22 protein-coding genes are annotated in these 25,807 nt (G+C 73.7%); 8 read left to right on the top strand and 14 right to left on the bottom strand.

The features are described 5' to 3' along the window. Positions 1–280 precede the first annotated feature (280 nt). Together AC1VWI_RS14755 and AC1VWI_RS14750 are read right to left on the bottom strand one after the other, a co-directional pair. Positions 281–1,522, bottom strand: a complete 1,242-nt coding sequence (locus tag AC1VWI_RS14755; RefSeq protein ID WP_499511457.1) for an NAD(P)/FAD-dependent oxidoreductase — start codon at positions 1,520–1,522, stop codon at positions 281–283. Positions 1,523–1,676: 154 nt separating this feature from the next. Continuing rightward, the gene (locus AC1VWI_RS14750; RefSeq protein WP_499511456.1) at positions 1,677–2,579 is read right to left on the bottom strand and encodes a TIGR01777 family oxidoreductase; all 903 of its coding nucleotides are present in this window, start codon (positions 2,577–2,579) and stop codon (positions 1,677–1,679) included. A 50-nt stretch (positions 2,580–2,629) separates the two neighbouring features. On the opposite strand from AC1VWI_RS14750, the gene AC1VWI_RS14745 reads away from it, so the two are divergent. Continuing rightward, positions 2,630–3,115: a GNAT family N-acetyltransferase gene (locus AC1VWI_RS14745; RefSeq protein ID WP_499511455.1), complete on the top strand. Its 486-nt coding sequence runs from the start codon at positions 2,630–2,632 to the stop codon at positions 3,113–3,115. A 61-nt stretch (positions 3,116–3,176) separates the two neighbouring features. Here AC1VWI_RS14745 and AC1VWI_RS14740 read toward each other — a convergent pair whose 3' ends face one another. The 6 genes from AC1VWI_RS14740 to AC1VWI_RS14715 form a co-directional block, all read right to left on the bottom strand. Then, positions 3,177–3,692: a DUF4240 domain-containing protein gene (locus AC1VWI_RS14740; RefSeq protein ID WP_499511454.1), complete on the bottom strand. Its 516-nt coding sequence runs from the start codon at positions 3,690–3,692 to the stop codon at positions 3,177–3,179. Positions 3,693–3,780: 88 nt separating this feature from the next. Continuing rightward, complete coding sequence (locus AC1VWI_RS14735; RefSeq protein ID WP_499511453.1) at positions 3,781–4,752, bottom strand: helix-turn-helix transcriptional regulator; 972 nt, start codon at positions 4,750–4,752, stop codon at positions 3,781–3,783. A 401-nt stretch (positions 4,753–5,153) separates the two neighbouring features. Next, positions 5,154–6,929 carry a 2-oxoglutarate dehydrogenase, E2 component, dihydrolipoamide succinyltransferase gene (gene sucB, locus AC1VWI_RS14730; RefSeq protein ID WP_499511452.1) on the bottom strand — a complete coding sequence of 592 codons (1,776 nt, stop codon included), beginning with the start codon at positions 6,927–6,929 and terminating at the stop codon, positions 5,154–5,156. Positions 6,930–6,980: 51 nt separating this feature from the next. Next, on the bottom strand, positions 6,981–8,369 hold the full coding sequence (gene lpdA / locus AC1VWI_RS14725; protein ID WP_499511451.1) for a dihydrolipoyl dehydrogenase: 1,389 nt from the start codon (positions 8,367–8,369) through the stop codon (positions 6,981–6,983). A 303-nt stretch (positions 8,370–8,672) separates the two neighbouring features. Further along, on the bottom strand, positions 8,673–10,184 hold the full coding sequence (locus AC1VWI_RS14720; protein WP_499511450.1) for a leucyl aminopeptidase: 1,512 nt from the start codon (positions 10,182–10,184) through the stop codon (positions 8,673–8,675). A gap of 286 nt (positions 10,185–10,470) precedes the next feature. Continuing rightward, positions 10,471–11,292: an adenosylcobinamide-GDP ribazoletransferase gene (locus tag AC1VWI_RS14715; RefSeq protein WP_499511449.1), complete on the bottom strand. Its 822-nt coding sequence runs from the start codon at positions 11,290–11,292 to the stop codon at positions 10,471–10,473. A gap of 69 nt (positions 11,293–11,361) precedes the next feature. Here AC1VWI_RS14715 and AC1VWI_RS14710 point away from each other — a divergent pair, with 69 nt between their 5' ends. Continuing rightward, the gene (locus AC1VWI_RS14710) at positions 11,362–12,099 is read left to right on the top strand and encodes a hypothetical protein (RefSeq protein WP_499511448.1); all 738 of its coding nucleotides are present in this window, start codon (positions 11,362–11,364) and stop codon (positions 12,097–12,099) included. 155 nt (positions 12,100–12,254) lie between these two features. Here the strand turns inward: AC1VWI_RS14710 and AC1VWI_RS14705 are convergent, their stop codons facing one another. From AC1VWI_RS14705 to AC1VWI_RS14695, 3 genes are read right to left on the bottom strand one after another with little or no spacing between them, the layout of a single operon-like run. Beyond that, on the bottom strand, positions 12,255–13,961 hold the full coding sequence (locus AC1VWI_RS14705; RefSeq protein WP_499511447.1) for a DUF6541 family protein: 1,707 nt from the start codon (positions 13,959–13,961) through the stop codon (positions 12,255–12,257). Between the two features lie 39 nt (positions 13,962–14,000). Then, positions 14,001–15,044 (bottom strand): nicotinate-nucleotide--dimethylbenzimidazole phosphoribosyltransferase, encoded by a 1,044-nt coding sequence (gene cobT, locus AC1VWI_RS14700; RefSeq protein ID WP_499511446.1) that lies wholly within the window; start codon positions 15,042–15,044, stop codon positions 14,001–14,003. Positions 15,045–15,084: 40 nt separating this feature from the next. Further along, on the bottom strand, positions 15,085–16,287 hold the full coding sequence (locus AC1VWI_RS14695; RefSeq protein WP_499511445.1) for a bifunctional adenosylcobinamide kinase/adenosylcobinamide-phosphate guanylyltransferase: 1,203 nt from the start codon (positions 16,285–16,287) through the stop codon (positions 15,085–15,087). A gap of 69 nt (positions 16,288–16,356) precedes the next feature. Between AC1VWI_RS14695 and AC1VWI_RS14690 the strand changes: the two genes are divergently transcribed. Continuing rightward, a complete protein-coding gene (locus tag AC1VWI_RS14690) occupies positions 16,357–16,563 on the top strand; it encodes a hypothetical protein (RefSeq protein WP_499511444.1) in 207 nt (68 codons plus the stop codon). A gap of 96 nt (positions 16,564–16,659) precedes the next feature. Here the strand turns inward: AC1VWI_RS14690 and AC1VWI_RS14685 are convergent, their stop codons facing one another. The 3 genes from AC1VWI_RS14685 to AC1VWI_RS14675 all read right to left on the bottom strand — a co-directional run bounded on the left by AC1VWI_RS14685 (position 16,660) and on the right by AC1VWI_RS14675 (position 19,179). Continuing rightward, positions 16,660–17,760, bottom strand: a complete 1,101-nt coding sequence (locus AC1VWI_RS14685; protein WP_499511443.1) for a S1C family serine protease — start codon at positions 17,758–17,760, stop codon at positions 16,660–16,662. A 49-nt stretch (positions 17,761–17,809) separates the two neighbouring features. Further along, positions 17,810–18,520 (bottom strand): class I SAM-dependent methyltransferase, encoded by a 711-nt coding sequence (locus AC1VWI_RS14680; RefSeq protein ID WP_499511442.1) that lies wholly within the window; start codon positions 18,518–18,520, stop codon positions 17,810–17,812. A gap of 68 nt (positions 18,521–18,588) precedes the next feature. Next, positions 18,589–19,179 (bottom strand): DUF3043 domain-containing protein, encoded by a 591-nt coding sequence (locus AC1VWI_RS14675; protein WP_499511441.1) that lies wholly within the window; start codon positions 19,177–19,179, stop codon positions 18,589–18,591. Positions 19,180–19,374: 195 nt separating this feature from the next. On the opposite strand from AC1VWI_RS14675, the gene AC1VWI_RS14670 reads away from it, so the two are divergent. The 5 genes from AC1VWI_RS14670 (at position 19,375) to AC1VWI_RS14650 (ending at position 25,780) form a co-directional block, all read left to right on the top strand. After that, positions 19,375–20,163, top strand: a complete 789-nt coding sequence (locus AC1VWI_RS14670; RefSeq protein ID WP_499511440.1) for a PspA/IM30 family protein — start codon at positions 19,375–19,377, stop codon at positions 20,161–20,163. 22 nt (positions 20,164–20,185) lie between these two features. After that, on the top strand, positions 20,186–20,464 hold the full coding sequence (gene pspAA, locus AC1VWI_RS14665; protein WP_499511439.1) for a PspA-associated protein PspAA: 279 nt from the start codon (positions 20,186–20,188) through the stop codon (positions 20,462–20,464). 110 nt (positions 20,465–20,574) lie between these two features. Further along, the gene (locus AC1VWI_RS14660) at positions 20,575–21,792 is read left to right on the top strand and encodes a sensor histidine kinase (RefSeq protein WP_499516810.1); all 1,218 of its coding nucleotides are present in this window, start codon (positions 20,575–20,577) and stop codon (positions 21,790–21,792) included. Continuing rightward, positions 21,789–22,475: a response regulator transcription factor gene (locus AC1VWI_RS14655; RefSeq protein ID WP_499511438.1), complete on the top strand. Its 687-nt coding sequence runs from the start codon at positions 21,789–21,791 to the stop codon at positions 22,473–22,475. The genes AC1VWI_RS14660 and AC1VWI_RS14655 overlap by 4 nt, the downstream gene beginning before the upstream one ends. 164 nt (positions 22,476–22,639) lie before the next feature. Beyond that, positions 22,640–25,780: an efflux RND transporter permease subunit gene (locus AC1VWI_RS14650; protein ID WP_499511437.1), complete on the top strand. Its 3,141-nt coding sequence runs from the start codon at positions 22,640–22,642 to the stop codon at positions 25,778–25,780. The last annotated feature ends 27 nt before the right edge of the window (positions 25,781–25,807 follow it).

Raw genomic sequence — 25,807 nt, 5'->3', positions numbered from 1 at the left:
GCCGCCGATCCGGCAGGTACGCGACGGTGGCGAGGGAGACCGCGCCGGTGCATGGCCGCCGCTCTGCCACCTCGGCGCTCCACCGCGACTCCGCCCCGTCCGCGCGTCCACGACCGGCGGCGTGCCCGCGACCCTGACAGGCCGGCGCCAGGGCAGGCCGCGCACGTCGGACCGGCCTCGGGCGGCGCAGGGCATGCCGCCCGTTCGGCGCCCGGCTGAGGCCGCGCAGCGCGTCCCATCCGACCGCGCGGGCCGACCCACGCCCTCCCCCGGGTGGCGGTCAGGCGGCCAGGGGTTCTGCGGGGGGTGCCGGGGGGAGGCCGACGTCGCGGAGGAGGCGCTGGGCCGCGCGGCGGCCGGAGAGCAGGGCGCCCTGGACGGTGCTGGTGTCCCGGTGGTCGCCGCAGACGTAGAGGCCCTGCAGGATCCGCACCGGGCGGCGCAGGTCGTGCGGGGCCGTCATCGCGGGGAGCGCCTCGGCGTCGTGGTGGACGGCGAGCAGCTCCCACGCCGCCGTGGACGTGCCGTAGAGCTCCGCGAGGTGGGCCCGGACGGCGATGTCGTCCGGGGCGGGGGCGGCGGCGCGGCCGAGCAGTACGGAGGTGACCAGCGCGCGGCCCACGGGGGCGCGGGAGGGGTCGACGAGGCTGGCCGGAAACGTGTGGGAGACCGGTCCGCGCCGGTCCGCGTCGAGGACGAGCGCGGGCTGCTTCAACGGTGCCGCGGGTGCGGCGTGGTGCAGGACGGTGACGCCGTGGAAGGCGGGGACCCGCAGCCCCGGCAGCAGTCCGGCCGCCGCGCGGGCCCCGGTGGCGACGACCACGGCCCGGCACGGGATCTCGTCCCCGCCCGCGGTGCGGACGCCGTTGGTGGCCGCGGCGACCGCCCGCACCCCGGTGCGGACCGTCCCGGGCGGCAGCGCGGCCGCCAGGGCCTGCGGCACCGTCACGGCGCCGCCCGCCGGCAGGCACGTACGGCCGAGGGCGAAGCCGCGCAGGACCAGGTCGGCGACCCGGCTGGACGTCGAGAGGTCCGGGTCGCAGAGCAGCGCGGACAGCAGCGGCCGCAGGTACCCGTCGACGGTGCGGGGCGCGAAGCCGCGCGAGGCGAGGGCGGCGGCGGCCGTGGTCTCCGGGCGGTCCAGGAGGCGCTCGACGGGGGCGTCGGCCAGGCGGTTGAGGGCCGCCCGCAGCCGCGCCTTGTCCAGGGGCGAGCCGATGGGCGCCCGCGCGGCGGCGAGTGCGCCGCGCGGGTCGCCGACGCGGTAGCCGCGGCCGGCGGCCCTTACCAGGACGCCGGGGGAGAGCGGCCGCAGCTGCAGGCCCCGCAGGACCGCGGTGCGGCGCAGCTCCGGGTAGGAGGTGCTGAGCAGTTGTGGACCCCGGTCGAGGAGGAAGCCGTCGACCTTCTCGGTCGCCATGCGGCCACCGATCCGGTCCTCGGCCTCCAGCACGGTGACGGTGAGCCCCGCACCGGTGAGGTGATGTGCCGCGGAGAGCCCGGCGAGGCCGGCTCCGATCACGCACACGTCCGTAGGTGAACCCGTAGAGCGTGCTGTAGAGAGCACGTTGCCCCTCCCCGAGGTCGGCACGTTTCCCCGCTCGCGTCAGCTGGCGCTGGAACCGTCATGCCCACTCGCGCGCCAACTGATGCCGGAAAACGGCTGTGGGTGGCATTCAGTGCCTTTCTTCGGCCAGCGCGGCGCGGATCGCCTCGTCGATCCCGGGGTGGGTGTGGGTGAACCCGGAGTCGAGCAGCACCCGCGGCACCGCGCGGGTGCTGCCGAGGATCTCGGTGGCGAACTCCCCGACGACCGTGCGCAGTACGGGTCCGGGGACCGCGAACGCCGTGGGCCGGCCCAGCACCCGTCCCATCGCCCGGGTCACCTCGGCGTTGGTCAGCGCTTCGGGCGCGCACAGGTTGACCGGCCCGGAGACGGACGCGGTGTCGACGATGTGGCGCAGCGCCGCGATCTGGTCGTGCAGGGAGATGAAGCTCCAGTACTGGCGGCCGTCGCCGAGCCGGCCGCCCAGGCCCGCCTTGAAGAGCGGGAAGAGCCGGCCCCACGCCCCGCCCCTGCCGGAGACGACCAGACCGGTGCGGGCGAACGCGGTGCGGATGCCGGCTTCGCGGGCCGGGCCGGCGGCGGCCTCCCAGTCGCGGCAGACGGAGGGGAGGAAACCGGTGCCCAGCGGGGCGCCCTCGTCGACCCGGCGGTCGCCGGTGTCGCCGTACGCGGTGATGCCGGAGCCGCTGACGAGCACCCGCGGCGGGGTGTCCAGGGAGGCGAGGGCCCGCGCGAGGGTGTCGGTGCCCCGCACGCGGCTTTCGCGGATGGTCCGCTTGTAGTCGTCCGTCCAGCGGTGGTCGCCGACCCCGGCGCCGGCGAGGTGGACGACGGCCTCCACGCCCGCGAGCCCCGCGGTGTCGATCGTGCCTTCCCGTGGGTCCCAGCGCACCTCGTCCGGCCCGGACGGCTCGCGCCTGACGAGGCGTACGACCTCGTGCCGGTCGGAGCGCAGGGAGCGGACCAGGGCGGAGCCGATGAGACCGGACGAGCCGGTGATGGCGATGCGCATGGGGACATCGTCGCGCGGAACGGCCCCCGTGGTGTGGGAGGGTGACCCGCATGTCCGACCTCCGCGTGCGCCCGGCCCTGCTCTCCGACGACCCCGCGCTCGTCCGTCTGGAGCGGGCGACCTGGTCGACCCTGCACGCGGTGCGGCCGCCCCGGGAGGAGAACGAGGACTTCTTCAGCGAGCGCTGGGGCCCGGACGCGTTCCTGGTGGCGGAGGCCGACGGCCGCGTCGCCGGCTTCGTCGGGGTGGTGCCGCCGACGCCGCTGGCGTCCAACGCCCACGTGCGCCAGATCCAGGGCCTGGCGGTCGACACCTGGGCGCGGGGGCGCGGGGTGGGGCTGGAACTCGTCCTGGCGGCCGTGGCGGAGGCCCGCCGGCAGGGCGCGGTGCGCGTCACGCTGCGGGTGCTGGGCCACAACACCCCGGCCCGGCGGCTGTACGAGGCGGCCGGGTTCACCGTGGAGGGCGTCCTGCGGGGGGAGTTCCTGCTGGACGGCGTCTACGTGGACGACGTGTGCATGGGGCGCCGGGTCTGACGGGTCACCCGGTACGGCCCGGCGGCGCGGAACGCCGGGCGCGCGGCCGGCACGGTCCGGCTCAGCCGAAGCGCTCCCAGAGCCGGGGGAATCGGTCCGCCACCGCGGCCGTGTTCTCGAAGTCGATGTAGACGCCCTCCGGCTCGGCGGGCTGCGGCGGCAGGTCCAGGTCCGGCAGCCGGACCCCGGTGAGCTGCTCGTACGCCTCGTCCGCCGCGTAGCCGAGGTCCTCCGCGTCGCCGTCGACCTCGGGGTCGAAGGAGTCGGTCATCTCCGCGAGGCTGTCGGGGTCGTGGACGGCCCCTTCGAAGACGTGCCGGCCCTGGCCGATGAGCCAGCACCGGAAGAAGTCGAACGCGTCGTCGCCGGCGCCGCCCAGCATGAGGTCGGCGGCGCCCCACACGTCCCAGCGGTAGGCCCGGTTGAAACGGCTCTCGAAGTGCCGCGCGAAGTCGACGACGGACTCCGGGTCGAGCTGGGTCAGCCGTTCCACCAGGAGGTCGGCGTGCTCCTCCGGGTCGCCCCCCGCTGCCTCACGCGTGCTGTCGACGATCTCCCAGAACTCCGTCTCGTCCATCACCGCTCCAGCATCCTGGCTGCGGCCCTCCGACGCACGCGGAACACGGCAGACGCGGCCCCGTGTCGCGGGCCGCACCGCACGGCCCTCAGGCGTAGACGGCGGCCATGGCGCGCACCGCGTCGGCCAGCCGCTCGCGCAGGGCCGGCGGGCCGAGCACCTCGGCGTCGGGGCCGAGGGAGAGGAGTTGTTCGTAGGCGACGTCCTGGCTCTCGACGGGGAGCGTGACGGTGACCCGCCCCCGTGCGTCCGGCGGCGCGGCGGCCGCGAGGGCCTCACGGGCCGCGGTGCGGTCGGCGGCGTACGGCAGGCGGCGGGCACCGTCGGGCGTCAGGCGCAGGACGACCTCGTCCCGGAGCACCGAGCGGGCGAACTCGGCGGCCCGGGCGTCCCAGAACGCGGAGAGGTCGAAGTCCGGGTCCCTGCTGAAACGATCCTCCGTCGCCTCCGCCGCGGTGAACCGGTCCACCCGGTAGACCCGGACGTCCGCGCCGCAACGCGCCACCGCGTACCAGACGCCCCCCTTGAGCACGAGGCCGTACGGATCCAGCGCGCGCTCCGCCTCCATCTCCGCCTCCCCGCGCCGGTATCGGGCCCGCAGCCGCCGGTCCCCCCACACCGCCTCGGCGAGCACCGGCAGCAGCCGCGGCGTCTGCGGTTCCTGCCACCAGCCCGGCGCGTCCAGGTGGAAGCGCTGGGCCGCCGAGCGCGGGGCGTCCCGCAGTTCGGGCAGCAGGGCGGCCGAGACCTTCAGGCGGGCCGAGGAACCCGCGTCGTGCAGGCCCATCGCCCGCAGCGCGGCGGGCACCCCGGACAGGAAGAGCGCCTCGGCCTCCGCGCGGGCCAGCCCGGTCAGCCGGGTGCGGTAGCCGTCGACCAGCCGGTAGCCGCCGGCGCGTCCCCGCTCGGCGTAGACCGGCACCCCCGCCTCCGACAGGGCCAGCACGTCCCGGCCGACGGTGCGCTCGGACACCTCCAGGGCCTTGGCGAGTTCGGTGGCCGTCATCGACTCGCGGGACTGGAGCAGGAGGACGAGGTGGATCAGTCGTGCCGCACGCATGCCCCGAGGCTATGCGGTCGCCGTGGGCACCGGGACGTGGCCGGTCCGGGAGGTCCGGACCGGCCCCGCCGGAGCCCGCTGCGTGCGCGTCAGCGCGGGGGGAAGGTCACCGCAGCGTGCAACCCGCCAGGGCGGCCGGGCCGGTGGGGACGGTGGCGCCCCGGCGGGAGCAGGGGACGGTGACACGCGGTCACCACCCGGCGGTGGTCGGCCTCGCCGATCCGCCGTCGCTGCAGGGCGCGTTCGCCGGCATCCGGCTCCCCGGGCCCTGCCCCCTTCCGTACGTACGCCGGGCCCGGACCGTTCAACGGGCGGGGGAGTCCCCGGAGAACGGCCGAGGCCCCAGCCCGGAGGGGGCTGGGGCCTCGGCCGTCGTACGGTCCCGTGAGGACTCCGGTCGGTTACAGACCGAGGTCGCCCTCGAACTCGCCGGCCTCGAGACGGGCCTTGACGTCGTTCAGGTAGCGGGCGGCGTCCGCGCCGTCGACCAGCTGGTGGTCGTACGACAGGGTCAGGTACGCCACGTCGCGGATCGTGATGGTCTCACCCAGGTCCGGGTGGTTGATCACGATCGGGCGGCGCACGGTGGCACCGATGCCGAGCTCGGCGACCTGCGGGTAGTTCACGATGATCGTGTCGAACAGCGCACCGCGCGAGCCGGTGTTGCTGATCGTGAACGTGCCGCCGGACAGGTCGTCCGGGCTGATCTTCTTGTTGCGGACCTTGCCGGCCAGCTCGGCGGTCTTCTTGGCGATGCCGGCCAGGCTCAGGTCGCCGGCGCCCTTGATGACCGGGACCATCAGGCCCTGCTCCGAGTCCACCGCGATGCCGACGTTCTCGGCGTCGTGGTAGGTGACGGTGCCGTCGTCGTTGATCTTGGCGTTGATGACCGGGTGGGCCTTCAGCGCCTCGGCGGCGGCCTTCACGAAGAACGGCATCGGCGAGAGCTTGACGCCCTCGCGGGCCAGGAAGGACTCCTTGGCCCGGGCCCGCAGCTTCATGATCTTGGTGACGTCCACCTCGACCACGGTCGACAGCTGCGCCTGGCTGTGCAGGGCCTTCATCATGTTCTCGGCGATGACCTTGCGGATGCGGGTCATCTTGACGGTCTGCCCGCGCAGCGCGGCGGCGGCGGCCGGCACCGTGACGCCCGCGGCCGGGGCCGGGGCGGTCGGCGCGGCAGCGGCGGCCTTGGCGGCCTCGGCGGCGGCCAGGACGTCCTGCTTGCGGATGCGGCCACCGACACCGGTGCCCTTGACCGAGGCGAGGTCCACGCCGTTCTCGGCGGCGAGCTTGCGCACCAGCGGGGTCACGTACGCGCCCTCGTCGGTCGGCGCGGTCGCCGAGGGGGCGGCCGGGGCGGCCGGAGCCGGGGTGACCGGAGCCGGAGCCGCGACCGGCGCGGGGGCCGGGGCGGGCACCGGAGCCGGAGCGGGCGCCGGCGCGGGAGCCGGAACCGGGGCGGGAGCCGGAGCCGCGGCGGCCGGGGCCGGAGCCGCGGCGGCCGGGGCCGGAGCGGGGGCGGCGGGGGCCGGGGCAGCGGCGGGCGCAGCACCGGCGGCACCGATGACGGCGAGCTTGGCGCCGACCTCGGCGGTCTCGTCCTCACCGACGAGGATCTCCAGCAGGGTGCCGGCGGCCGGCGACGGGATCTCGGTGTCGACCTTGTCGGTGGAGACCTCGAGCAGCGGCTCGTCGGCCTCGACGCTCTCGCCGACCGACTTCAGCCAGCGGGTGACGGTGCCCTCGGTCACCGACTCGCCCAGCGCCGGCAGCAGCACCGGGGTGCCCTCGGCGCCACCGGCCGGGGCCGGGGCGGGGGCCGCGGCGGCGGGCGCCGGGGCCGGGACGGGGGCGGGGGCGGGGGCGGGGGCGGGGGCCTCCTGCACCGGAGCCGGCGCGGGCTCCGCCGCGGCGGGGGCGGCAGCGGGGGCGCCCGTGCCGTCGTCGATGACGGCCAGCTCGGCGCCGACCTCCACCGTCTCGTCCTCGGCCACCTTGATGGAGGAGAGGATGCCCGAAGCGGGCGCCGGGATCTCGGTGTCGACCTTGTCGGTCGACACCTCGAGCAGCGGCTCGTCGGCCTCTACGCGTTCACCCTCGGCCTTGAGCCAGCGGGTGACGGTGCCCTCGGACACGCTCTCGCCGAGCGCCGGCAGGGTTACGGAAACCGCCATGGTTTCGGTTGCTCCTAACGATCTGTGCGGATCTGTCTGCGTGTCCGTGGGTCAGTCGTGCGAGTGAAGGGGCTTGCCCGCGAGCGCGAGGTGCGCCTCGCCGAGGGCCTCGTTCTGCGTCGGGTGCGCGTGGATGAGCTGCGCGACCTCGGCCGGCAGCGCCTCCCAGTTGTAGACCAGCTGGGCCTCGCCCACCTGCTCGCCCATGCGGTCGCCGACCATGTGGACACCGACCACGGCGCCGTCGCGGACCTGGACGAGCTTGATCTCGCCCGCGGTCTTGAGGATCTTGCTCTTGCCGTTGCCGGCCAGGTTGTACTTCAGGGTGACGACCTTGTCGGCGCCGTACAGCTCCTTGGCCTTGGCCTCGGAGATGCCGACGGAGGCGACCTCCGGGTGGCAGTACGTGACGCGCGGCACGCCGTCGTAGTCGATCGGCACGGTCTTCAGGCCGGCCAGCCGCTCCGCGACGAGGATGCCCTCGGCGAAGCCGACGTGGGCCAGCTGGAGGGTCGGGACGAGGTCGCCGACCGCGGAGATGGTGGGCACGTTGGTGCGCATGTACTCGTCGACGAGGACGTAGCCGCGGTCCATGGCGACCCCGGCCTCCTCGTAGCCCAGGCCCTGGGAGACCGGGCCGCGGCCGACGGCCACGAGCAGGACCTCGGCCTCGAACTCCTTGCCGTCGGCCAGGGTGACCTTGACGCCGTCGGCGGTGTACTCGGCCTTGGAGAAGAAGGTGCCGAGGTTGAACTTGATGCCCCGCTTGCGGAAGGCGCGCTCCAGCAGCTTCGAGCTGTTCTCGTCCTCGACCGGCACGAGGTGCGGCAGGCCCTCGACGATGGTGACGTCGGCGCCGAAGGACTTCCACGCCGAGGCGAACTCGACGCCGATGACACCGCCGCCGAGGATGATCGCGGACTTCGGCACACGGTCCAGGACCAGAGCGTGGTCGGAGGAGATGATGCGGTCGCCGTCGATGGCCAGGCCCGGCAGCGACTTCGGCACGGAGCCGGTCGCCAGGAGCACGTGGCGGCCGGTGTAGCGCTGGCCGCCCACGTCCACCGAGGTCGGGGAGGACAGACGGCCCTCACCGGTCACGTAGGTGACCTTGCGGGAGGCCACCAGGCCCTGCAGGCCCTTGTAGAGGCCCGAGATCACGTCGTCCTTGTACTTGTGGACCCCGGCGATGTCGATGCCCTCGAAAGTGGCCTTGACACCGAACTGATCGGCCTCGCGGGCCTGGTCCGCGATCTCACCGGCGTGCAGCAGAGCCTTCGTGGGGATGCAGCCGCGGTGCAGGCAGGTGCCGCCGAGCTTGTCCTTCTCGATCAGGGCGACGTCCAGACCGAGCTGCGCCGCACGCAGCGCTGCGGCGTAGCCGCCGCTACCGCCACCGAGGATCACTAGGTCGAAAACGGTGCTGGCGTCGTTCGCCACGTCACGTCCTCCATGCATGGATACGCCGGAGCCGGTCCGTCATGACCGGGCGGCGGCTTTTGTTCGGCCGCTTCTGTTAAACGGGGCCCTGTCGTGCCGAGACAACATCTTCGCACTTGTTCGGGGCCGACGAGGCACCGGGCCGGTGTCTGAGACGTACGGAACGTCCCCGGCCGGGGCTACTCGCCGGTATCCCTTGCGAAATACGGAGCGGTTGCACTCTTTGCTCGCCCTTGGCGAACGCGTACGGCCCCGGATGCCATACCCGGGGCCGTACGGAATGTGCCGAGGCTTACACCGCGGTCAGAGCAGCTCGCCCTCGCCGGCCTTCTCGGCCACGCGCACCAGGGTGCGGATGGCAGAGCCGGTGCCGCCCTTGGGGGTGTAGCCGAAGGGGCCGGACTCGTTGAAGGCGGGGCCCGCGATGTCCAGGTGGGCCCAGGTGATGCCCTCGCCGACGAACTCCTTCAGGAACAGGCCGGCCGCCAGGCCGCCGCCCATGCGCTCGCCCATGTTCGCGATGTCCGCGGTGGGGGAGTCCATGGCCTTGCGCAGGTCGGCCGGGAGCGGCATCGGCCAGGACTGCTCGCCGACCTCGGTCGCGACCTCGTGCAGCGCGGTGCGGAAGGCGTCGTCGTTGGCCATGACGCCGAAGATGCGGTTGCCCAGGGCCAGCACCATGGCGCCGGTCAGGGTCGCCACGTCGATGATCGCGTCGGGCTTCTCCTCGGAGGCGCGGGTGAGGGCGTCGGCCATCACCAGGCGGCCCTCGGCGTCGGTGTTGAGCACCTCGACGGTCTTGCCGCTGTACATCTTCAGCACGTCGCCGGGGCGGGCGGCGCTGCCCGAGGGCATGTTCTCGGCGAGCGCCAGCCAGCCGGTGACGTTGACGGGCAGGCCGAGGCGCGCGGCGGCGACCACGGTGGACAGCACGGCGGCGGCACCGCTCATGTCGCACTTCATGGTCTCGTTGTGACCGGCCGGCTTCAGGGAGATGCCGCCCGAGTCGTAGGTGATGCCCTTGCCGACCAGTGCCAGGTGCTTGGCGCCGCGGCCCTTGGCACCGGTGTAGGCGATCTTCACCAGGCGGGGCGGGTTCGCCGAGCCCTGGCCGACGCCCATGATGCCGCCGTAGCCGCCCTTGACCAGCGCCTTCTCGTCCAGCACCTCGATCTTGAGGCCGTGCTCCTTGGCGGCCTCCTGCGCGAGCGCGGCGAAGGACTTCGGGTGGAGGTCGTTCGGCGGCATGTTGATCAGGTCGCGCGCCCGGTTGACCTCCGCTGCGATGACGGCGGCCCGCTCGGCGGCGGCCTTGAACGCCTTGTCCCGCGGCTTCGCGCCGACCAGCGCGACCTCGGCGAGCGGGGCCTTGCCGTTGGACGACTGGTACGCGGTGTACGTGTAGGCGCCGAGCAGCGCGCCCTCGGCGACCGCCTGCGCGGCGTCCGCGTCCTGCACCGGAAGGGCGTAGGCGGCCTTCTTCGACCCGGCCAGCGCGCGGGCGGCGGCGCCGGCGGCCTTGCGCAGCGCCTCGGTGTCGTACGCGGCGCCGTCGGCCGGGGCCTCACCGAGCCCGACCGCCAGCACGACCGGGGACTTCAGGCCGTCCGGGGCGGGGAGCTTGGTCACCTCACCCTCCGCGCCCGAGGCGCCCAGTGTCTCGAGCGTCGCGGCGAGCCGGCCGGAGAAGGCCTGGTCCACCGCCTCCGCCCCGGCGGCGACCTCGGGGCCCTTGGCGCCCTTGGTCACGCCGACGACGACGGCGTCAGCGCGCAGCGCTGCCGCGGAGGAGGTGCTGAGAGTCAGTGCAGTCACGGTGATGCGGATCCTGTTCCTTCGGGGGTCCAATACTTGACGCCGGACTCCGTCCGGCTCCCTCGTGCCCGACGCCGGGCGTCCTTCGCGGCACGGGCGGGGGTGCAGCACCGACCTTACGCTCACTCCTGTCGCTTGCGACCACGACCTGCGCCCATGACGGCGAAGGCGCGGGTTTTCCCTATGGGACCGCGCCCGCGCGGCACCCCGGACAGGGTCCCGATCCCCTTCCGCCCGGTGGGAGTTGGGGCGTCGGACCGCATCACGCCCGGTCGCCGCGCGGCGCTCAGCCCAGGGTGAGCACCAGCAGCGCGGCCGTCGCGGCTGTCTCGCACAACGCGCCGAAGACGTCACCGGTGACGCCGCCCAGGCGCCGGCGGCACCGCAGCAGCAGCAGTTCCGCGGCGGCCAGGCCCGCCGCCGCAGCAGCCGCACAGCGCACCGCGTCCGGCACGCCGAAGGCGGCCCCGCAGATGGCGCAGATCGCCACCGTCAGCGCGGCCGACGCCCAGGCGGTACGGGCGGGGACCGCGCCCGCCACGGCCGCGCCGAGCCCGCCGGGGCGGGCCGGGGGCACACCGTCACGGCAGGCCAGCGTCATCGCGGCGCGGGCGGTGAGCCCGGCCAGGGCGGCGGCGACCGCACCCCGGGTCCAGGACTGGCCGTACAGCTCTGCGAGCGCGGCGACCTGGGCCAGCAGGACGAGGACCAGGGTGAGCACACCGAAGGGCCCGATGTCGGACTGCTTCATGATGCGCAGCGCGTCCTCGGCGGGCTTGCCGCTGCCCAGCCCGTCGGCGGTGTCGGCCAGCCCGTCCAGGTGCAGCCCCCGCGTCAGGGCGGCCGGTACGGCGGCGCTCGCCACCGCGGCGGGCAGCGGCCCCGAGCCCAGGAGCAGCAGGAGTCCGCCGGCCGCCGCGCACAGCCCCACGACCAGCCCGGCCACGGGCGCCCAGAGCATCCCGGCGCGGGCCGCCGCGCGGTCCCAGCGGGTGACCCGGACCCGCAGCACCGTCAGGGTGCCGAAGGCGAAGCGCAGCCCGTCGGCGGCCGTGACGGCGGGGGGCGCGTGAGCGGGCGCGGGGTCGGGGTCGGGGTCGGCGGTCATGGCGTGCAGGGTAACCGCCGGGCCGGAACCGTATAGTGCCGCGTACGGGGCGAATCTGGAGCAATCGGCATGGGCGACTGGTGGTACCGCAACATCATCGAGCCGGGAAAGCTGCCGCTGCTCCTCGCGCTGGGCGCGTTCGTGCTGACCTTCCTGGTCACCCGGATGATCACCCGTCTCATCCGGGCCGGCAAGGGCCCCTTCCGCAACATCTCCTCCGGCGGCACCCACATCCACCACGTGGTGCCCGGGATCATCCTCATGACGATCGGCGGCTTCGGGGGCGTCGCCAGTTCCTCACGGGGCTTCGGCGCCTACCTGTCCGCGGTCCTGTTCGGCGCCGGAGCGGGCCTGGTGCTCGACGAATTCGCGCTCGTGCTCTACCTCGACGACGTGTACTGGAGCGATCGCGGCCGCAAGAGCGTCGAGGCCGTCGTCGTCACCTTCTCCGTCGTCCTGATGATGCTCTGCGGTCTGGTCCCCTTCGGCGTCAACTCGGTCAGCCCGGACGAGCAGCAGAGCCGCGTCTCGGTGATCCTCACCATCGCCGTCAACTTCCTGTTCGTCCTCGTCGCCCTCGTCAAGGGCAAGCTGCGCTCCGCCGTCGTCGGCGTCTTCGTGCCCTTCGTCGCGCTGTACGCGGCCCTGCGGCTGGCGCGCCCCGACTCGTTGTGGGCCGAGCGGCTGTACTCCCGCAGGCCCGGGGCGGCCCGGCGGGCGGAGGCCCGCGCCGCACGGCACGACGCGCGCTGGTCGGGCCCGTTGCGGCGGCTCCAGGACCGGATCGGCGGCTTCACCGAGCACTGAGCCCCGGCGCCGGCGGCTCACGCCGGTCCCTCCGGACGGCGTCGGTGAGCGTCTCCGCCCCGACGGGCCGCGGCCTTCGCCCCGGCCGTCGGACGCCCGGCGCGCGTGGTGGCCGCGTGCCGGATGCAGGCCGCCGCGGCGCCCCGGCCGGTCCCTCAGCGCCGCGGCGAGGGCATCCGGGGCGCGGCGAGGAAGCCCTCGGCCCGTGCGCTCGCCAGTCCGATCCGGGGCAGTTCGCCGCCCTTCTCGAAGAGCAGGAAACGCGGCTCCCAGACCGGCCGGTACTTGGCGTTGGCGCGGTACAGCGACTCGATCTGCCACCACCGGGAGAAGAAGGTCAGCAGCGCCCGCCACATCCGCAGCACCGGTCCGGCGCCCAGCCTCGCCCCGCGCTCGAAGACCGAACGGAACACGGCGAAGTTGAGCGACACCCGCTCGACCCCGGACTCCTGCGCGCGCCGGATCAGCTCGATCACCATGAACTCCACCAGCCCGTTGTCGGAGTCCCGGTCACGGCGCATCAGGTCCAGCGACAGCCCGTGCCGCCCCCACGGCACGAAACTGAGCAGCGCCCTCGGCTCGCCCCGCCCGTCCGCGCACTCCACCATGACGCACCGGCCGTCCGCCGGGTCGCCGAGCCGCCCCAGCGCCATGGAGAAGCCCCGCTCGGTCTGCCCGTACCGCCAGCGGTCCGCGCGCTCCAGCAGGGCCGCCATCTCCCGCGCCGGGATGTCCTCGTGACGCCGTACGCGGACGGTGTACCCGGCGCGCCCGATCCGGTGGTACGCCTGCCGCACGGTGCGCATCGCGCGGCCCTCCAGGGTGAAGTCGGCGACCTCGACGATCGCCTCGTCGCCGAGCTCCAGGGCGTCCAGCCCGTGCCGTGCGTAGACGGTGCCGGCCTCCTCGCCGGCCCCCACCACCGCCGGTACCCAGGCGTGCTCGCGGGCCTCGGCGAGCCAGGCCTCGATCGCCCCGGGCCAGGCCTCGGGGTCGCCGATGGGGTCGCCGGAGGCGAGGGACACCCCGCCGACGACGCGGTAGGCGATCGCCGACTTGCCCGACGGCGACCAGACCACGCTCTTGTCGCGGCGCAGCGCGAAGTAGCCGAGCGAGTCACGTTCGCCGTGCCGGTCCAGCAGGGCCCGCAGCCGCATCTCGTCCTGCGGGCCCAGCAGTTCGCGGCCGCGGGGCGAGCGGAACGCCGCGTACAGCACCAGCAGGAACAGCACGGCGCTCATGGCGTTGATGACGACGTCGACCCAGCCCGGGGTCGAGATCCCCGGGAAGGACTCCTCGGCGTCCGCCAGCGAGACCACGCGGAGCATGGCGTACGCGTACCGCCGGCCGAAGGTCGAGCCGTGCCCGGTGTCGGTGACGGTGACCAGCCCCGCGGCGAGGAGTCCGCCGGCCGCGACGCCGCCGACGGCGACCGCCGCGGCCAGCCGGGGGTTGGAGCGGTCGCCCTTGGCGCGGAACGCACGGCGCCCGGCGAGCAGCGCGGCGCAGAAGGCGGCGGTGATCCCCAGCGACACCCAGTTCTGCGGGTGGCCGCGGAACGCGGGGACGGCCGTCGCCGCGGCCAGGAACAGCAGGTAGAGCCCGGCGAGGACGAGGTTGAGCAGCCAGGCCGCGCGCTTCCTGCGGCGCATCGTGACCGCCAGGAAGAGCGCGAGGAAGGCCGGGGTGTAGCCGGCGGTCAGCAGGTACGGGGTGAGGTACTCGTCGACGTCGTGACGCCGGATGTCGTTCCCGAAGGACACCCACACCGCACCCAGCAGGTCGATCAGGCCGACCAGGCGCAGGTACCGGACGGTGGACACCGCGCCGCGTTCACGCCAGACCGAGACGGCCGTTCCCATAGGTCCGGATCCTACGGGAACGACCCGGTTCGCGATGGGTCAGAAACGTTCCGGCAGCTCCGCCGACAGGGCCGCCGCCGCCTTCAGCAGGGGGAGCGCCAGCAGCGCGCCGGTGCCCTCACCCGCCGTCACCTTCTGGTCGAGCAGCGGCTCGATGGACAGCCGGTCCAGCGCCTTGACCTGCCCGGGCTCACCGCTGGCCTGCCCGGCCAGCCACCAGTCCGGCGCCCGGAAGGCGATCCGCTGCGCGACCAGCGCGCACGCCGCGGACACCACGCCGTCCAGCACCACCGGCAGCTTCCGCACCGAGGCCTGCAGCAGGAAACCGGTGATCGCCGCCACGTCCGCGCCGCCGACCGCCGCCAGCAGCTCCAGCTGGTCGCCCAGCACGGGCCGGGCCCGGCGCAGCGCGTCGCGGATCGCCGCGCACTTGCGCATCCACGCGATGTCGTCGATGCCCGAACCGCGGCCGGTCACCACGGAGGCGTCGGTACCGCACAGCGCCGCGATCAGCACGCCGGCCACCGTGGTGCCGCCCACGCTCAGATCGCCCAGGAGCACCAGGTCCGTGCCGGAGTCCGCCTCCTCGTCCGCGACGGCCATGCCGGCCCGGAACGCCGCCTCGGCCTCCTCGGCCGTCAGCGCGTCCTCCACGTCGATCCGGCCGGAGCCACGCCGCACGCGGTGCGCCGTCACGTCGGCGGGCAGGTCGTCGGCCGGCGCGTCCACGCCGACGTCCACCACCCGCAGCGCCGCGCCGTACTGACGGGCCAGCACATTGACCGGGGAGGCCCCGTCCAGGACCTGCCGCACCAGCTCGACCGCGGTGCCCCCGGGGCGGGCGGACACCTTCAGTGCCGCCACCCCGTGGTCCGCCGCGAAGAGCACGGCCTTGGGGTGCTCGATCGGGCGTAGGGTCGCCGCGCCCTGGACCGCCGAAAGCCAGTCGGCGAGCTCGGCCAGCCCGCCCAGCGCGCTCGCCGGGCGCACCAGCCGCTGCCAACGGTCGCGTGCGTCACGGCGCACACCGGCGTCCGGACGCTCCACCAGGGTCGCGAAGTCATCAAGGTTCAGGCCGCTCACGGGGTCGAACACTACCGGTCCGCGGGGTCGCGCGCCGAGGTCAGCCCCGCAGCGGCAGCGCCTGTCCCGCGACCACCAGCACCACGTGCTCGGACTCGTCGGCCAGCGCGAGGTTCAGCCGCCCCAGCTCGTCCCGGAATCTGCGCCCGCTGGCCGTGGCCGGTACGACCCCGGAGCCGACCTCGTTGCTGACCGCCACGGCCGTGCGGCGGGTCGCGCGCCACGCCGCGGTCAGTTCCCCGACGCGGCGGCGCAGTTCGCGCTCGGCGCCCTCCGCCCACCTCTCGTCGTCCCACGCGCCGAGCTCGTCCATGGTGTGCGTCAGCCACAGCGACAGGCAGTCGATGAGCAGCGCGGGCCCGTCCTCCTCGGCCAGCAGCGGCAGCAGGTCGCAGGTCTCCACCGTCTGCCACGACTGCGGACGCCGCTCGCGGTGCAGCGCCACGCGCTCCGCCCACTCCGGGTCACCGCCGCGCGTCCCGCCGGTGGCCACGTACAGCACGTCGGGGAAGGCCGACAGCCGCCGTTCCGCCTCCACCGACTTGCCCGACCGCGCCCCGCCCAGCACGAGCGTGCGCCGCGGCACGTCGGGCACGTCGTGCAGGTCGCCGACCGTCAGCGTCGTGCCGTCCGGCACCGCCCGTACGCCGAGCGCGGCGAGCCGGCGCCGCAGCTCCGGCCCGGGGTGGACGCGGTGGTCCAGGTGGACCGCGACGACGTCGGTGGTGCTCCCGACCGCGCCGGCCGCGCGCAGCCGCGCCAGCCCGTCCGGCCGGCCCACGGCGTCCAGCAGCACCATCCGGTACGGCTCCACGGCCTCCGGCAGCCCCGCCGGAGCGCACTCCGGCGGCAGGTACAGCAACCGCTCGCCGTCCGGTCCCGTCACCTCGTACCCGGACCCGGGCGCGTCGACCGGCACCGCCCGCACCCGGTGGCCCGTCAGCAGCGTGATCTCCTGCCCGGCCGCCACCCGGCCCGGCGCGGGCAGCCCCGCCGGGATCTCCACGGCCGGCCCGTCGTGCGGATGCGACAGCAGCACCTGGCGGACCCCGGCGAGCGAGTGACCGGAGCGCGCCGCGGTCAGCGCGAGACCCGGCGTCAGGTCGAGCAGCAGCACCCCGTCCACGAGCAGCGAGGTCGCCGCCCGCGCCTGGTCGCCCACCGCCGTCGCGCACGCCGCGCACGGGCAGCCGGGGAGGGGCAGGCCGTCGGGGCCACCGGTGCCGAGGAGAGTCAGTTCCACGTGCAGATCCTCTCGCGTCCGCGCACGCTACGCTGCCGGGCAGGCACCCCCAGGGACGAGGAGACGGACATGGCGTGGACGTGGCGTTTCGAGAAGACCGACGGCACGGAGGTCACCCCCGCGGTCGAGCCCGAGGAGTTCCCCACGCAGGGCGACGCCGAGTCCTGGATCGGCGAGGTCTGGAAGGACCTCCTCCAGGGAGGCGCCGACCAGGTGCACCTCTTCGATGACGGCACGAAGATCTACGGCCCGATGAGCCTGCACGCCGACGAGTAGACCCGTGCCCGGGCGGCCGGGGGTCCGGCCGCCGCACCACGCCGGGGCGGGGTCGTGGGACGTCCCACGACCCCGCCCCGGCTGTGCGTCCGGCCGCTACTGGAGCTGCCCGAGCGTGACCTTGACGGTCTTCGCGTTGCCGCCGCGCTGGAAGGTGACGTCCACGGTGTCGCCGGGGGCGTGCTGGACCAGGGCCTCGGACAGCGACTGGAGGGTCGTGATGTCGTCGCCCCCGACGTCGGTGATGACGTCCCCGGGCTTGATCCCGGCCTTGTCCGCCGCCCCGCCCCGGGTCACCTCGACGACGCCCACCCCGGCGGGCTGGAAGTTCTCGTCGAGGACGGTGCGCGCGACGATGCCCAGCGCCGCGCGGCCGGAGTCGACGACCTTGCCGTGCTGGATGATCTGGTCCGCGATGCGGGTGACGGTCGCCGCGGGGATGGCGAAGCCGATGCCCGGGGCCGAGGAGTCGCCCATGGTGGGGTTGACCGCGGCGAGCGTCGGGATGCCGATGACCTGGCCGGAGAGGTTGACCAGTGCCCCGCCGCTGTTGCCCGGGTTGATGGGAGCCGAGGTCTGCACCATGTCGGCCAGGGTGGCGCCGGTGCCGCCCTCGGCCCCGGTCTCGCTGACCGTACGGCCGACGGCGGAGACGATGCCCTGCGTGACGCTGCTGTTCAGGCCGAGCGGACTGCCCATGGCGAGCACGATCTGGCCGACCTGGACGTCCCGGGAGCGGCCGAAGGACGCCGCGCGCAGCCCGCTCGGCGGGTCGTCGAGTTCGATGACGGCGAGGTCCTGCTCGGGGTAGGCCGCCACGAGCCGGCCCTTGTGCGGGGTGTCGCTGTTGGCGAGGGTGACCTCGAAGGTGTCGGAGCTGCCGACGACATGGGCGTTGGTGACGATGTGGCCCTTGGTGTCGTAGACGATGCCGGAGCCCAGTCCCTCGGACGTGTTGATCTGGACGACGGACGGCAGCACCGCCTTGACCACCTGCTGGTAGGAGCGCTCCAGATCACGGGCGCCGGCCAGCTCGGAGGCGGCGACGGGCGCGGGCGCCGAGGATGCCGCGCTGGGGGAGGGGGAGTCCCCCGTGCATCCGGCGGTCACGCCACCGCAGCACGCGACGGCCAGCAGCAGGGCCGCCGCCCGGAGCGCCGTCGGCGGCCGCCATCGGTTGGGCTTCGAATCGCGCATGACCGAAGTGTCGCGTTCGTGACGTCCCGTCCCCGGTATCCCGCCCCGGTCAGTTCCGTACGCCGCACAGATGCAGCAGTGCCGCGACCCCGCGGTAGGGGTCGGTGCGGCCGGCCAGCTCCTCGGCGGCCAGCAACTCCTGCGGCACCTCCACGGAGTCGTCCGGCGCCGTGTCGGTGAAGACCCGCACCCCGTACCAGGCGTGCAGCGGCGCGCCGATGGCGCTGAGGGTCGTCGTCAGGTCCGCACGCCGGTCGGCGCGGGCGGCGAGCCCCAGCCGGTTGGTGTACGTGTCGCCCGCGAAGGCGGACAGCGCACCGGCCCAGTCGCCCTGCAGCGCGGGCCGCATCGCCAGGGCGTCGGCGTTGCGCACCAGCAGCGACAGCAGCCCGCCGGGGGCCAGCACCCGGGCGAGCCCGGCGACCATCGCGTCCGGCTCGGGCACGTACATCAGCACGCCGTGGCAGAGCACGACGTCGAAGCTGCCGGGCCCGAAGTGCCGGCCGGTCTCCCGGCCGTCGCCCTCGACGAGGGTGATCCGCTCGCGTATGCCCTCCGGCTCGGCGGCCACGGCCGCGCGCAGGACCCCCGCCATCTCCGGATCGGCCTCCAGGCCGGTGACCAGGTGGCCGGCACGGGCGAGTCGCAGCGCCTGGGTGCCCTGGCCGGGGCCGACGTCGAGGATCCTGAGCCGGCGCCCCACGGGGAAGCGCGCGGTGATCTGCTCGTCCAGCTGGCGCGCGACCAGCTCCTGGCGCACGGTGTTCCGGAGCCCGCCCAGCCGGTCCAGCCACGAGCCGGCGGCGCCGGCGAAACCGCCGTTCCCGCTCAGAGCTTGGTGCCGCGCTTGACCTGCGGCTTCGGCAGGCGCAGTCGGCGCATCTGGAGGGTCCGCATGAGGGCGTAGGCGACCGCACCCTTGGTGGGCTTGTCCGGGAAGCGCTTGGCCAGCTCGCGGCGGAGCAGGAAGCCGGTGAAGGCCGAGTCGACGACGATCAGCACGATGACCACGAGCCACAGCAGCAGGGAGAGGTTCTGCAGCGCGGGGTTGCGGAGCATGCTGAGCACGAGGATGACCACGGCGAGCGGCAGGAAGAACTCGGCCATGCGGAAGCGCGAGTCCACGTAGTCACGCGCGAACTTGCGCACCGGGCCCTTGTCACGGGCGGGCAGGTAGCGCTCGTCCCCGTTCATCAGGGCCTCGCGCTGCTTGGCCAGGTCGGCCCGCCGGGCGTCGCGGGCCTGCTTGGTGGCGGCCTTGCGGTCGGTGGGCGTGGTCACCGCCTTGCGGCGCTGGCCCTGGGCATCGCTGCGCTTGGGCGTGGGGCGACCCTTGGGAGCCTGCGGGTCGCGGGGCTGCCGGTCGTCCACCACAGTGGTGGACGCGGTCTGCTCGCTTTGGGAACGACGTCGGAACACGACTCCAAGGTTACGTGCTCGCCGACGGGACCCCCAGCCCCTCACCTACTCCCTGCGCCTGAGGTCATCGAACTGTGATCGTTCCTAAGGATGAGCGCATCAGCAACAGAACAGTGGGGTAATGGAACCAGGCCCCGTACTGTGGGGTCTGTAGAGGTGTGCTGGCGAGCTGAATGAAGGGGGCGCGCGAGGCCCATGAGCGGTGTCATGAAGCGGATGGGGATGATCTTCCGCGCGAAGGCCAACAAGGCCCTTGACCGGGCCGAGGATCCGCGCGAGACCCTCGACTACTCGTACCAGAAACAGCTGGAGCTGCTGCAGAAGGTACGGCGCGGTGTGGCGGACGTCGCCACCTCGCGCAAGCGCCTGGAGCTGCAGCTGAACCAGCTGCAGCAGCAGTCCGCGAAGTACGAGGACCAGGGCCGCAAGGCGCTCGCCCTGGGACGGGAGGACCTGGCCCGCGAGGCGCTGTCGCGTCGAGCCGCCCTCCAGCAGCAGGTCACCGACCTGGAGACGCAGCACCAGACGCTGCAGGGCGAGGAGGAGAAGCTCACCCTCGCCGCCCAGCGCCTGCAGGCCAAGGTGGACGCCTTCCGCACCAAGAAGGAGACCATCAAGGCCACCTACAGCGCGGCCAAGGCCCAGACCCAGATCGGCGAGGCCTTCTCCGGCATCTCGGAGGAGATGGGCGACGTCGGCCTGGCGATCCAGCGGGCCGAGGACAAGACCGAGCAGCTGCGCGCCCGGGCCGGCGCCCTGGACGAGCTGCTGGCCTCCGGCGCCCTCGACGACCCGACCGGGATCGCCAAGGACGACATCCAGGCGGAGCTCGACCGCCTCTCCGGCGGCAGCGACGTCGAACTGGAGCTGCAGCGCATGAAGGCCGAGCTGGCCGGCGGCTCCCCGCAGCAGGCCATCGAGAGCGGACAGCAGGGCCAGACCCCGTCGCAGACCCAGGACCAGCCCCGGTTCGACAAGCAGTGAGACACCCCTAGAGGAGGGCGTCGTGATCGTGAGGATCATGGGCGAGGGCCAGGTGACGGTGGACGAGAGCCACCTCACCGAACTCAACAAGCTCGACGACGAGCTCCTGGCGGAGATGGAGAGCGGTGACGACGCCGGGTTCCGGCGCACGCTCACCGCGCTCCTCGACGCCGTCCGGCGGCTCGGCACACCTCTGCCGGACGACTCCCTGGAGCCGTCCGAGCTGATCCTCCCGGCCTCGGAGGCCACCTTGGAGGAGGTCCGGGCACTGCTCGGGGACGGCGGGCTCATCCCCGGCTGACACCTCGCCGACCAGCGCACCCGCTCAGTGCCCCGGCCCGGTACCGCACCGGACCGGGGCACGGCCGTTCCTGGGGACCCGTACCGTTGGTGAGCGTGCAGCATCGATCGATGAAGGACCGGGCCCGGCTGTGGCCGCAGGCCCACCCCGTAGCCCTCGACGCCGGGCTGGCGATCGCCGTCCTCGCGGTGATCCTCGGCAACATGTTCATCGGGCCGCACACCGAGCGGTACGACGCCTCGGTCCCCGACATCCTGCTGGCCGTCCTCGGCTCCGCCGCGCTGATGGTGCGCCGGCGCAGCCCGCTGGGCGTCCTCGCCTTCACCGGCGCGGTCACCGTCGTCTACCTGCTCACCGCGACCGGGGAGGGCCGCGCCCCGGTGGCCGCCACCGTCGTCGTGGCGCTCTTCTCCGCCTCCACGCGCACCGACCGCACCACCACCTTCCGGCTCGGCCTCGCCACCTGCCTGCTGCTGCCCGCGATCGCCATGCTCTTCGGGGCCCGGCCCTGGTACTCCGCCGAGAACATCGCCCTGTTCGCGTGGAGCGGCATGGCCGCCGCCGCCGGCGAGGCCACCCGTCACCGCCGCGCCTACATCGCCGCCGTCGAGGAGCGCGCCGAGCGGGCCGAGCGCACCCGGGAGGAGGAGGCCAAGCGCCGCGTCGCCGAGGAGCGGATGCGGATCGCCCGCGAGCTGCACGACGTGGTCGCCCACCACATCGCCCTGGTCAACGTGCAGGCCGGTGTCGCCGCCCACGTCATGGACAGTCGGCCCGACCAGGCGAAGCAGGCCCTCGCACACGTCCGGGAGGCGAGCCGTTCGGCGCTGGACGAGCTCCGTGCGACCGTGGGCCTGCTGCGGCAGTCGGGGGACCCCGCCGCACCCATGGAACCGGCACCCGGCCTCGGGGTGCTGGACCAGCTCGTCGACGGCTTCCGCCGGGCCGGGCTGCCGGTGGAGGTGGCCGAGGAGGACCCCGGCACGCTTCCCGCGAGCGTGGACCTCACCGCGTACCGGGTCATCCAGGAGTCGCTGACCAACGTCCACAAGCACGCCGGCCCGGGCGCGCGGGCGCAGATCCGCATCGCGCGCGGCGACGGGACGCTGGAGGTCACCGTGGTCGACCGTGGCGGCAGCCCGCAGGCCCCGGGCACCGCGGGCGGCGGCCACGGCCTGATCGGCATGCGCGAGCGGGCCGCGGCCCTCGGCGGCACCTGCGAGGCCGGCCCCTGCACGCAGGGCGGTTTCCGCGTCCACGCCCGCCTGCCGCTGGTGGTGCCGGGCCAGCCGGCCGCCCGGCGGGGGGATGGGAGAATCCCGGCATGATCAGGGTGCTGCTCGCGGACGACCAGGCGCTGCTGCGGGGCGCGTTCCGCGTCCTCGTGGAGTCCGAGCCGGACATGGAGGTCGTGGGGGAGGCCTCGGACGGCGCCGAAGCCGTCGCGCTGGCCCGCAGCACCCGGGCGGACGTCGTCCTGATGGACATCCGGATGCCCGGCACGGACGGCCTCGCCGCCACCCGCGAGATCACCGCCGCCGAGGACCTGACCGGCGTGGCGGTCCTCGTCCTGACGACGTTCGAGGCGGACGAGTACGTCGCCCAGGCGATCCGCGCCGGCGCCGCCGGGTTCCTCGGCAAGGGCGCCGAGCCGGCCGAGCTGCTCGCCGCGATCCGCACCGTCGCCGAGGGTGACGCGCTGCTGTCCCCGTCGGCGACCAAGAGCCTGATCGCCCAGTTCCTGGCGCAGAGCGGCGGTCGGCGCCCGCTGCCCACGGAGGGCGGACCGGCGGCCCCGGACCTGGACGCGCTGACGGCACGCGAGCGCGAGGTGCTGGTCGAGGTGGCGCTGGGGCTGCCGAACGACGAGATCGCCGAACGCCTCGGGGTGAGCCCGCTCACCGTCAAGACGCACGTGAACCGCACCATGGCCAAACTCGGTGCCCGCGACCGCGCGCAGCTGGTCGTCGCCGCGTACGAGTCGGGTCTGGTGCGGCCCGCAGCGCGCTGAGTACGACCGGCGTGTACCGCATCCGCAGTACGCCTCCGGAACCAATCACGACCTCGGGCTGAGGAAACCACCCTCCGCGACAGGAGAAAGTGGCGTGGGCTGACAAAAGTCCACAACCCGAGAACACCCGAGCACTCTGAGCACAGAGAAGAGACCGCACCACGATGTCCTGGCTGTCCCGAATCAGCCTCGCCCAGCGCAGCCTGGTCGCGCTGATGGCGGTGGTCGCCATCGGCTTCGGCGCCATCGCGATACCGTCCCTCAAGCAGCAGCTGTACCCCTCCATCGACCTGCCCCTGGTGTCGGTGATCACGACCTACCCGGGCGCGTCCCCCGACGTCGTCGAGAAGCAGGTCGTCGAGCCGATCGAGAACGGCGTCAAGGGCGTCGACGGCATCACCGGCATCACGTCCACGGCCAGCGAGGGCGCTGCCGTGATCATGGCCCAGTTCGACTACGGCAACGACAGCGACAAGCTGGTGGCCAACGTCCAGCAGGCGGTGAACCGGGTCTCCTCGCGGCTGCCGGAGGACGCCGACCCGCAGGTCATCGCCGGCTCGACGGACGACATCCCGACCGTCGTGCTCGCCGCCACCTCCACCGGCCTGGACCAGCAGGCACTGGCCGACGCGCTCGACCGCTCGGTCGTCCCGGTCCTGCAGGACATCGACGGCGTCGGCCAGGTGACCGTCACCGGCGTCCAGGACCAGATCGTCACCGTCACCCCCGACGACGAGAAGCTCGCCGACCGCAAGCTCGGCGCCGCCGCCCTCGTGCAGGCGCTGCAGGCCGGCGGCCACGCCGTCCCGGCCGGCTCCTTCGACGACGGCGGCAAGAGCCGCACCGTCCAGGTCGGCGGCGAGTACGCCTCCGTGCAGCAGATCGAGGACCTGCGGATCCCCGCCGCCCCCAAGCCCGTGCGCCTCGGCGACGTCGCCACCGTCGCGGAGCGCCCGGACGCCGCCGCCTCCATCACCCGGACCGACGGTGAGCCCAGCCTCGGCGTGGCCGTCACCATGGACCAGGACGGCAGCGCCGTCGCGATCTCCTCGGCCGTCAAGGACAAGCTGGCCGATCTCGAGCGCGACCTCGGCAAGGGCGCCAAGCTCACCGTCGTCAGCGACCAGGGCCCCGCGGTCTCCAAGTCGATCCACGGCCTGACCACCGAGGGCCTGCTCGGTCTGCTCTTCGCGGTCGTGATCATCCTGGTCTTCCTGGCGTCGCTGCGCTCGACCCTGGTGACCGCGGTCTCCATCCCGCTCTCCGTCGTGCTGACGCTGATCGTGCTGTGGACCCGCGGCCTGTCGCTCAACGTGCTCACCCTGGGCGCGCTGACCATCGCCATCGGCCGTGTCGTCGACGACTCGATCGTGGTGCTGGAGAACATCAAGCGGCACCTCGCCTACGGCGAGGAGAAGCAGCCCGCGATCATCGCCGCCGTGCGCGAGGTGGCCGGCGCGGTGACCGCCTCCACCCTCACCACGGTTGCCGTCTTCCTGCCGATCGGCCTGGTCGGCGGCCTCGTCGGCGCCTTGTTCGGCTCGTTCTCGCTGACCGTCGCCGTGGCGCTGCTGGCTTCGCTGCTGGTGTCGCTGACGGTCGTCCCGGTGCTGTCGTACTGGTTCCTCAAGCCGCCGGCCGACGCGGGCAGGATCGCCCCGGAGGAGATCCGGCGCCGGGCAGAAGAGGAGGAGTCCCGCGGCGTCCTGCAGCGGCTGTACGTGCCGGTGCTGCGCTTCGCCACGCGTCGTCGGCTGACCAGCGTCCTCATCGCCGTCGCGGTCCTGCTGGTCACTGTCGGACTCGCCCCGCTGCTGAAGACGAACTTCTTCGAGCCCGGTGCCCAGGACACCCTGACCGTCAAGCAGGAACTCCCGCCGGGCACCAGCCTGTCCGCCTCCGACGCAGCGGCCCGCAAGGTCGAGAAGCTGCTCGAGGGCATCGACCAGGTCCAGGACTACCAGGTCACCGTCGGATCGTCCGGCTTCCTGGCGGCCTTCGGCGGCGGCACCGGCGCCAACCAGGCCAGCTTCCAGGTGAAGCTGAAGAGCGCCGACGACAGTGCCGGCGTCCTCGACGAGATCCGGACGGGCCTGAAGAAGCTCGACGGCGTCGGCACGACCTCGGTCTCCGCCGGCGACGGCTTCGGCAGCCAGAACCTGTCGGTCGTGGTCAAGGCAGCGGATGCCGGCACCCTGGCCAAGGCCAGTGCCGAGGTGCGTGACGCCGTTGCCGGTCTGGACGACGTCACCGACGTCACCAGCGACCTCGCGCAGAGCGTGCCCAGGATCGAGGTCCACGCCAAGCAGACCGAGGCCGCCAAGTACGGACTGAACGACGCCACCATCGGTGCCGCCGTCACCCAGGCCGTGCGCGGTACGACCGTCGGCAGCGCTGTGCTCGACGACACCGAGCGCGACGTGCGGGTGGTCTCCGGGCAGAAGGCCGGCACGGTCGCCGAGCTCGAGGCCCTCACCATCCCCACCCCCGCGGGACCGGTGAAGCTCGGCAAGGTCGCCGAGGTCGTCGAGGCTCCCGGCCCGGTGCAGAAGACCCGGATCGACGGTGCCCGCGCCGCCACGATCACGGCGAAGCCGACCGGTGACAACACCGGCGCGGTGAGCAACGCTCTGACGAAGGAGATCGACTCGCTCGATCTCCCCAAGGGCGCCACCGTCGAGATCGGCGGTGTCTCCTCCGATCAGGACGAGGCCAACACAGGGCTCCTGCTCGCGATGCTCGCCGCGATCGCCATCGTCTTCATGCTGCTGGTCGGCACCTTCCGCAGCCTGATCCAGCCGATGGTGCTGCTGGTGTCCATCCCGTTCGCCGCCACCGGCGCGATCGGCCTGCTGCTGATCACCGGCACCCCGATGGGCGTCCCGGCGCTGATCGGCATGCTGATGCTCATCGGCATCGTGGTGACCAACGCGATCGTGCTGATGGACCTCATCAACCAGTACCGCGCCCAGGGGTACGGCGTCGTGGAGGCCGTCATCGAGGGTGGCCGGCACCGTCTGCGGCCGATCCTGATGACCGCGCTGGCGACCATCTTCGCCCTGCTCCCGATGGCCCTCGGGGTGACCGGCGAGGGCGGCTTCATCGCCCAGCCGCTCGCCGTGGTCGTCATCGGCGGTCTGCTCACCTCGACGCTGCTGACCCTGCTGCTCGTCCCGACCCTCTACACGATGGTCGAGATCCGCAAGGAGCGCCGTGCCAAGCGCAAGGCGCTGAAGCGGGCGGCCGGGGCCGCGGGCCCGGGCGAGGAGGAGCCGCAGAAGAAGTCGGAGCTGGCCGGGGTCTGAGACCCCGCGCAGTACGACCGGCTGCAG

The organism is Streptomyces sp. TOM-9, assembly GCF_056858595.1.
This window is presented reverse-complemented; position numbering and strand designations above follow the sequence as displayed.

Coding starts and splice junctions, on each gene's coding strand:
- AC1VWI_RS14745 (WP_499511455.1), top strand. CDS start 2,630: ATGTCCGACCTCCGCGTGCGCCCGGCCCTGCTCTCCGACGACCCCGCG.
- sucB (WP_499511452.1), bottom strand. CDS start 6,929: ATGGCGGTTTCCGTAACCCTGCCGGCGCTCGGCGAGAGCGTGTCCGAG.
- AC1VWI_RS14715 (WP_499511449.1), bottom strand. CDS start 11,292: ATGACCGCCGACCCCGACCCCGACCCCGCGCCCGCTCACGCGCCCCCC.
- AC1VWI_RS14740 (WP_499511454.1), bottom strand. CDS start 3,692: ATGGACGAGACGGAGTTCTGGGAGATCGTCGACAGCACGCGTGAGGCA.
- AC1VWI_RS14705 (WP_499511447.1), bottom strand. CDS start 13,961: ATGGGAACGGCCGTCTCGGTCTGGCGTGAACGCGGCGCGGTGTCCACC.
- AC1VWI_RS14655 (WP_499511438.1), top strand. CDS start 21,789: ATGATCAGGGTGCTGCTCGCGGACGACCAGGCGCTGCTGCGGGGCGCG.
- AC1VWI_RS14685 (WP_499511443.1), bottom strand. CDS start 17,760: ATGCGCGATTCGAAGCCCAACCGATGGCGGCCGCCGACGGCGCTCCGG.
- AC1VWI_RS14735 (WP_499511453.1), bottom strand. CDS start 4,752: ATGCGTGCGGCACGACTGATCCACCTCGTCCTCCTGCTCCAGTCCCGC.
- AC1VWI_RS14710 (WP_499511448.1), top strand. CDS start 11,362: ATGGGCGACTGGTGGTACCGCAACATCATCGAGCCGGGAAAGCTGCCG.
- AC1VWI_RS14660 (WP_499516810.1), top strand. CDS start 20,575: ATGAAGGACCGGGCCCGGCTGTGGCCGCAGGCCCACCCCGTAGCCCTC.
- AC1VWI_RS14650 (WP_499511437.1), top strand. CDS start 22,640: ATGTCCTGGCTGTCCCGAATCAGCCTCGCCCAGCGCAGCCTGGTCGCG.
- AC1VWI_RS14670 (WP_499511440.1), top strand. CDS start 19,375: ATGAGCGGTGTCATGAAGCGGATGGGGATGATCTTCCGCGCGAAGGCC.
- AC1VWI_RS14690 (WP_499511444.1), top strand. CDS start 16,357: ATGGCGTGGACGTGGCGTTTCGAGAAGACCGACGGCACGGAGGTCACC.
- AC1VWI_RS14750 (WP_499511456.1), bottom strand. CDS start 2,579: ATGCGCATCGCCATCACCGGCTCGTCCGGTCTCATCGGCTCCGCCCTG.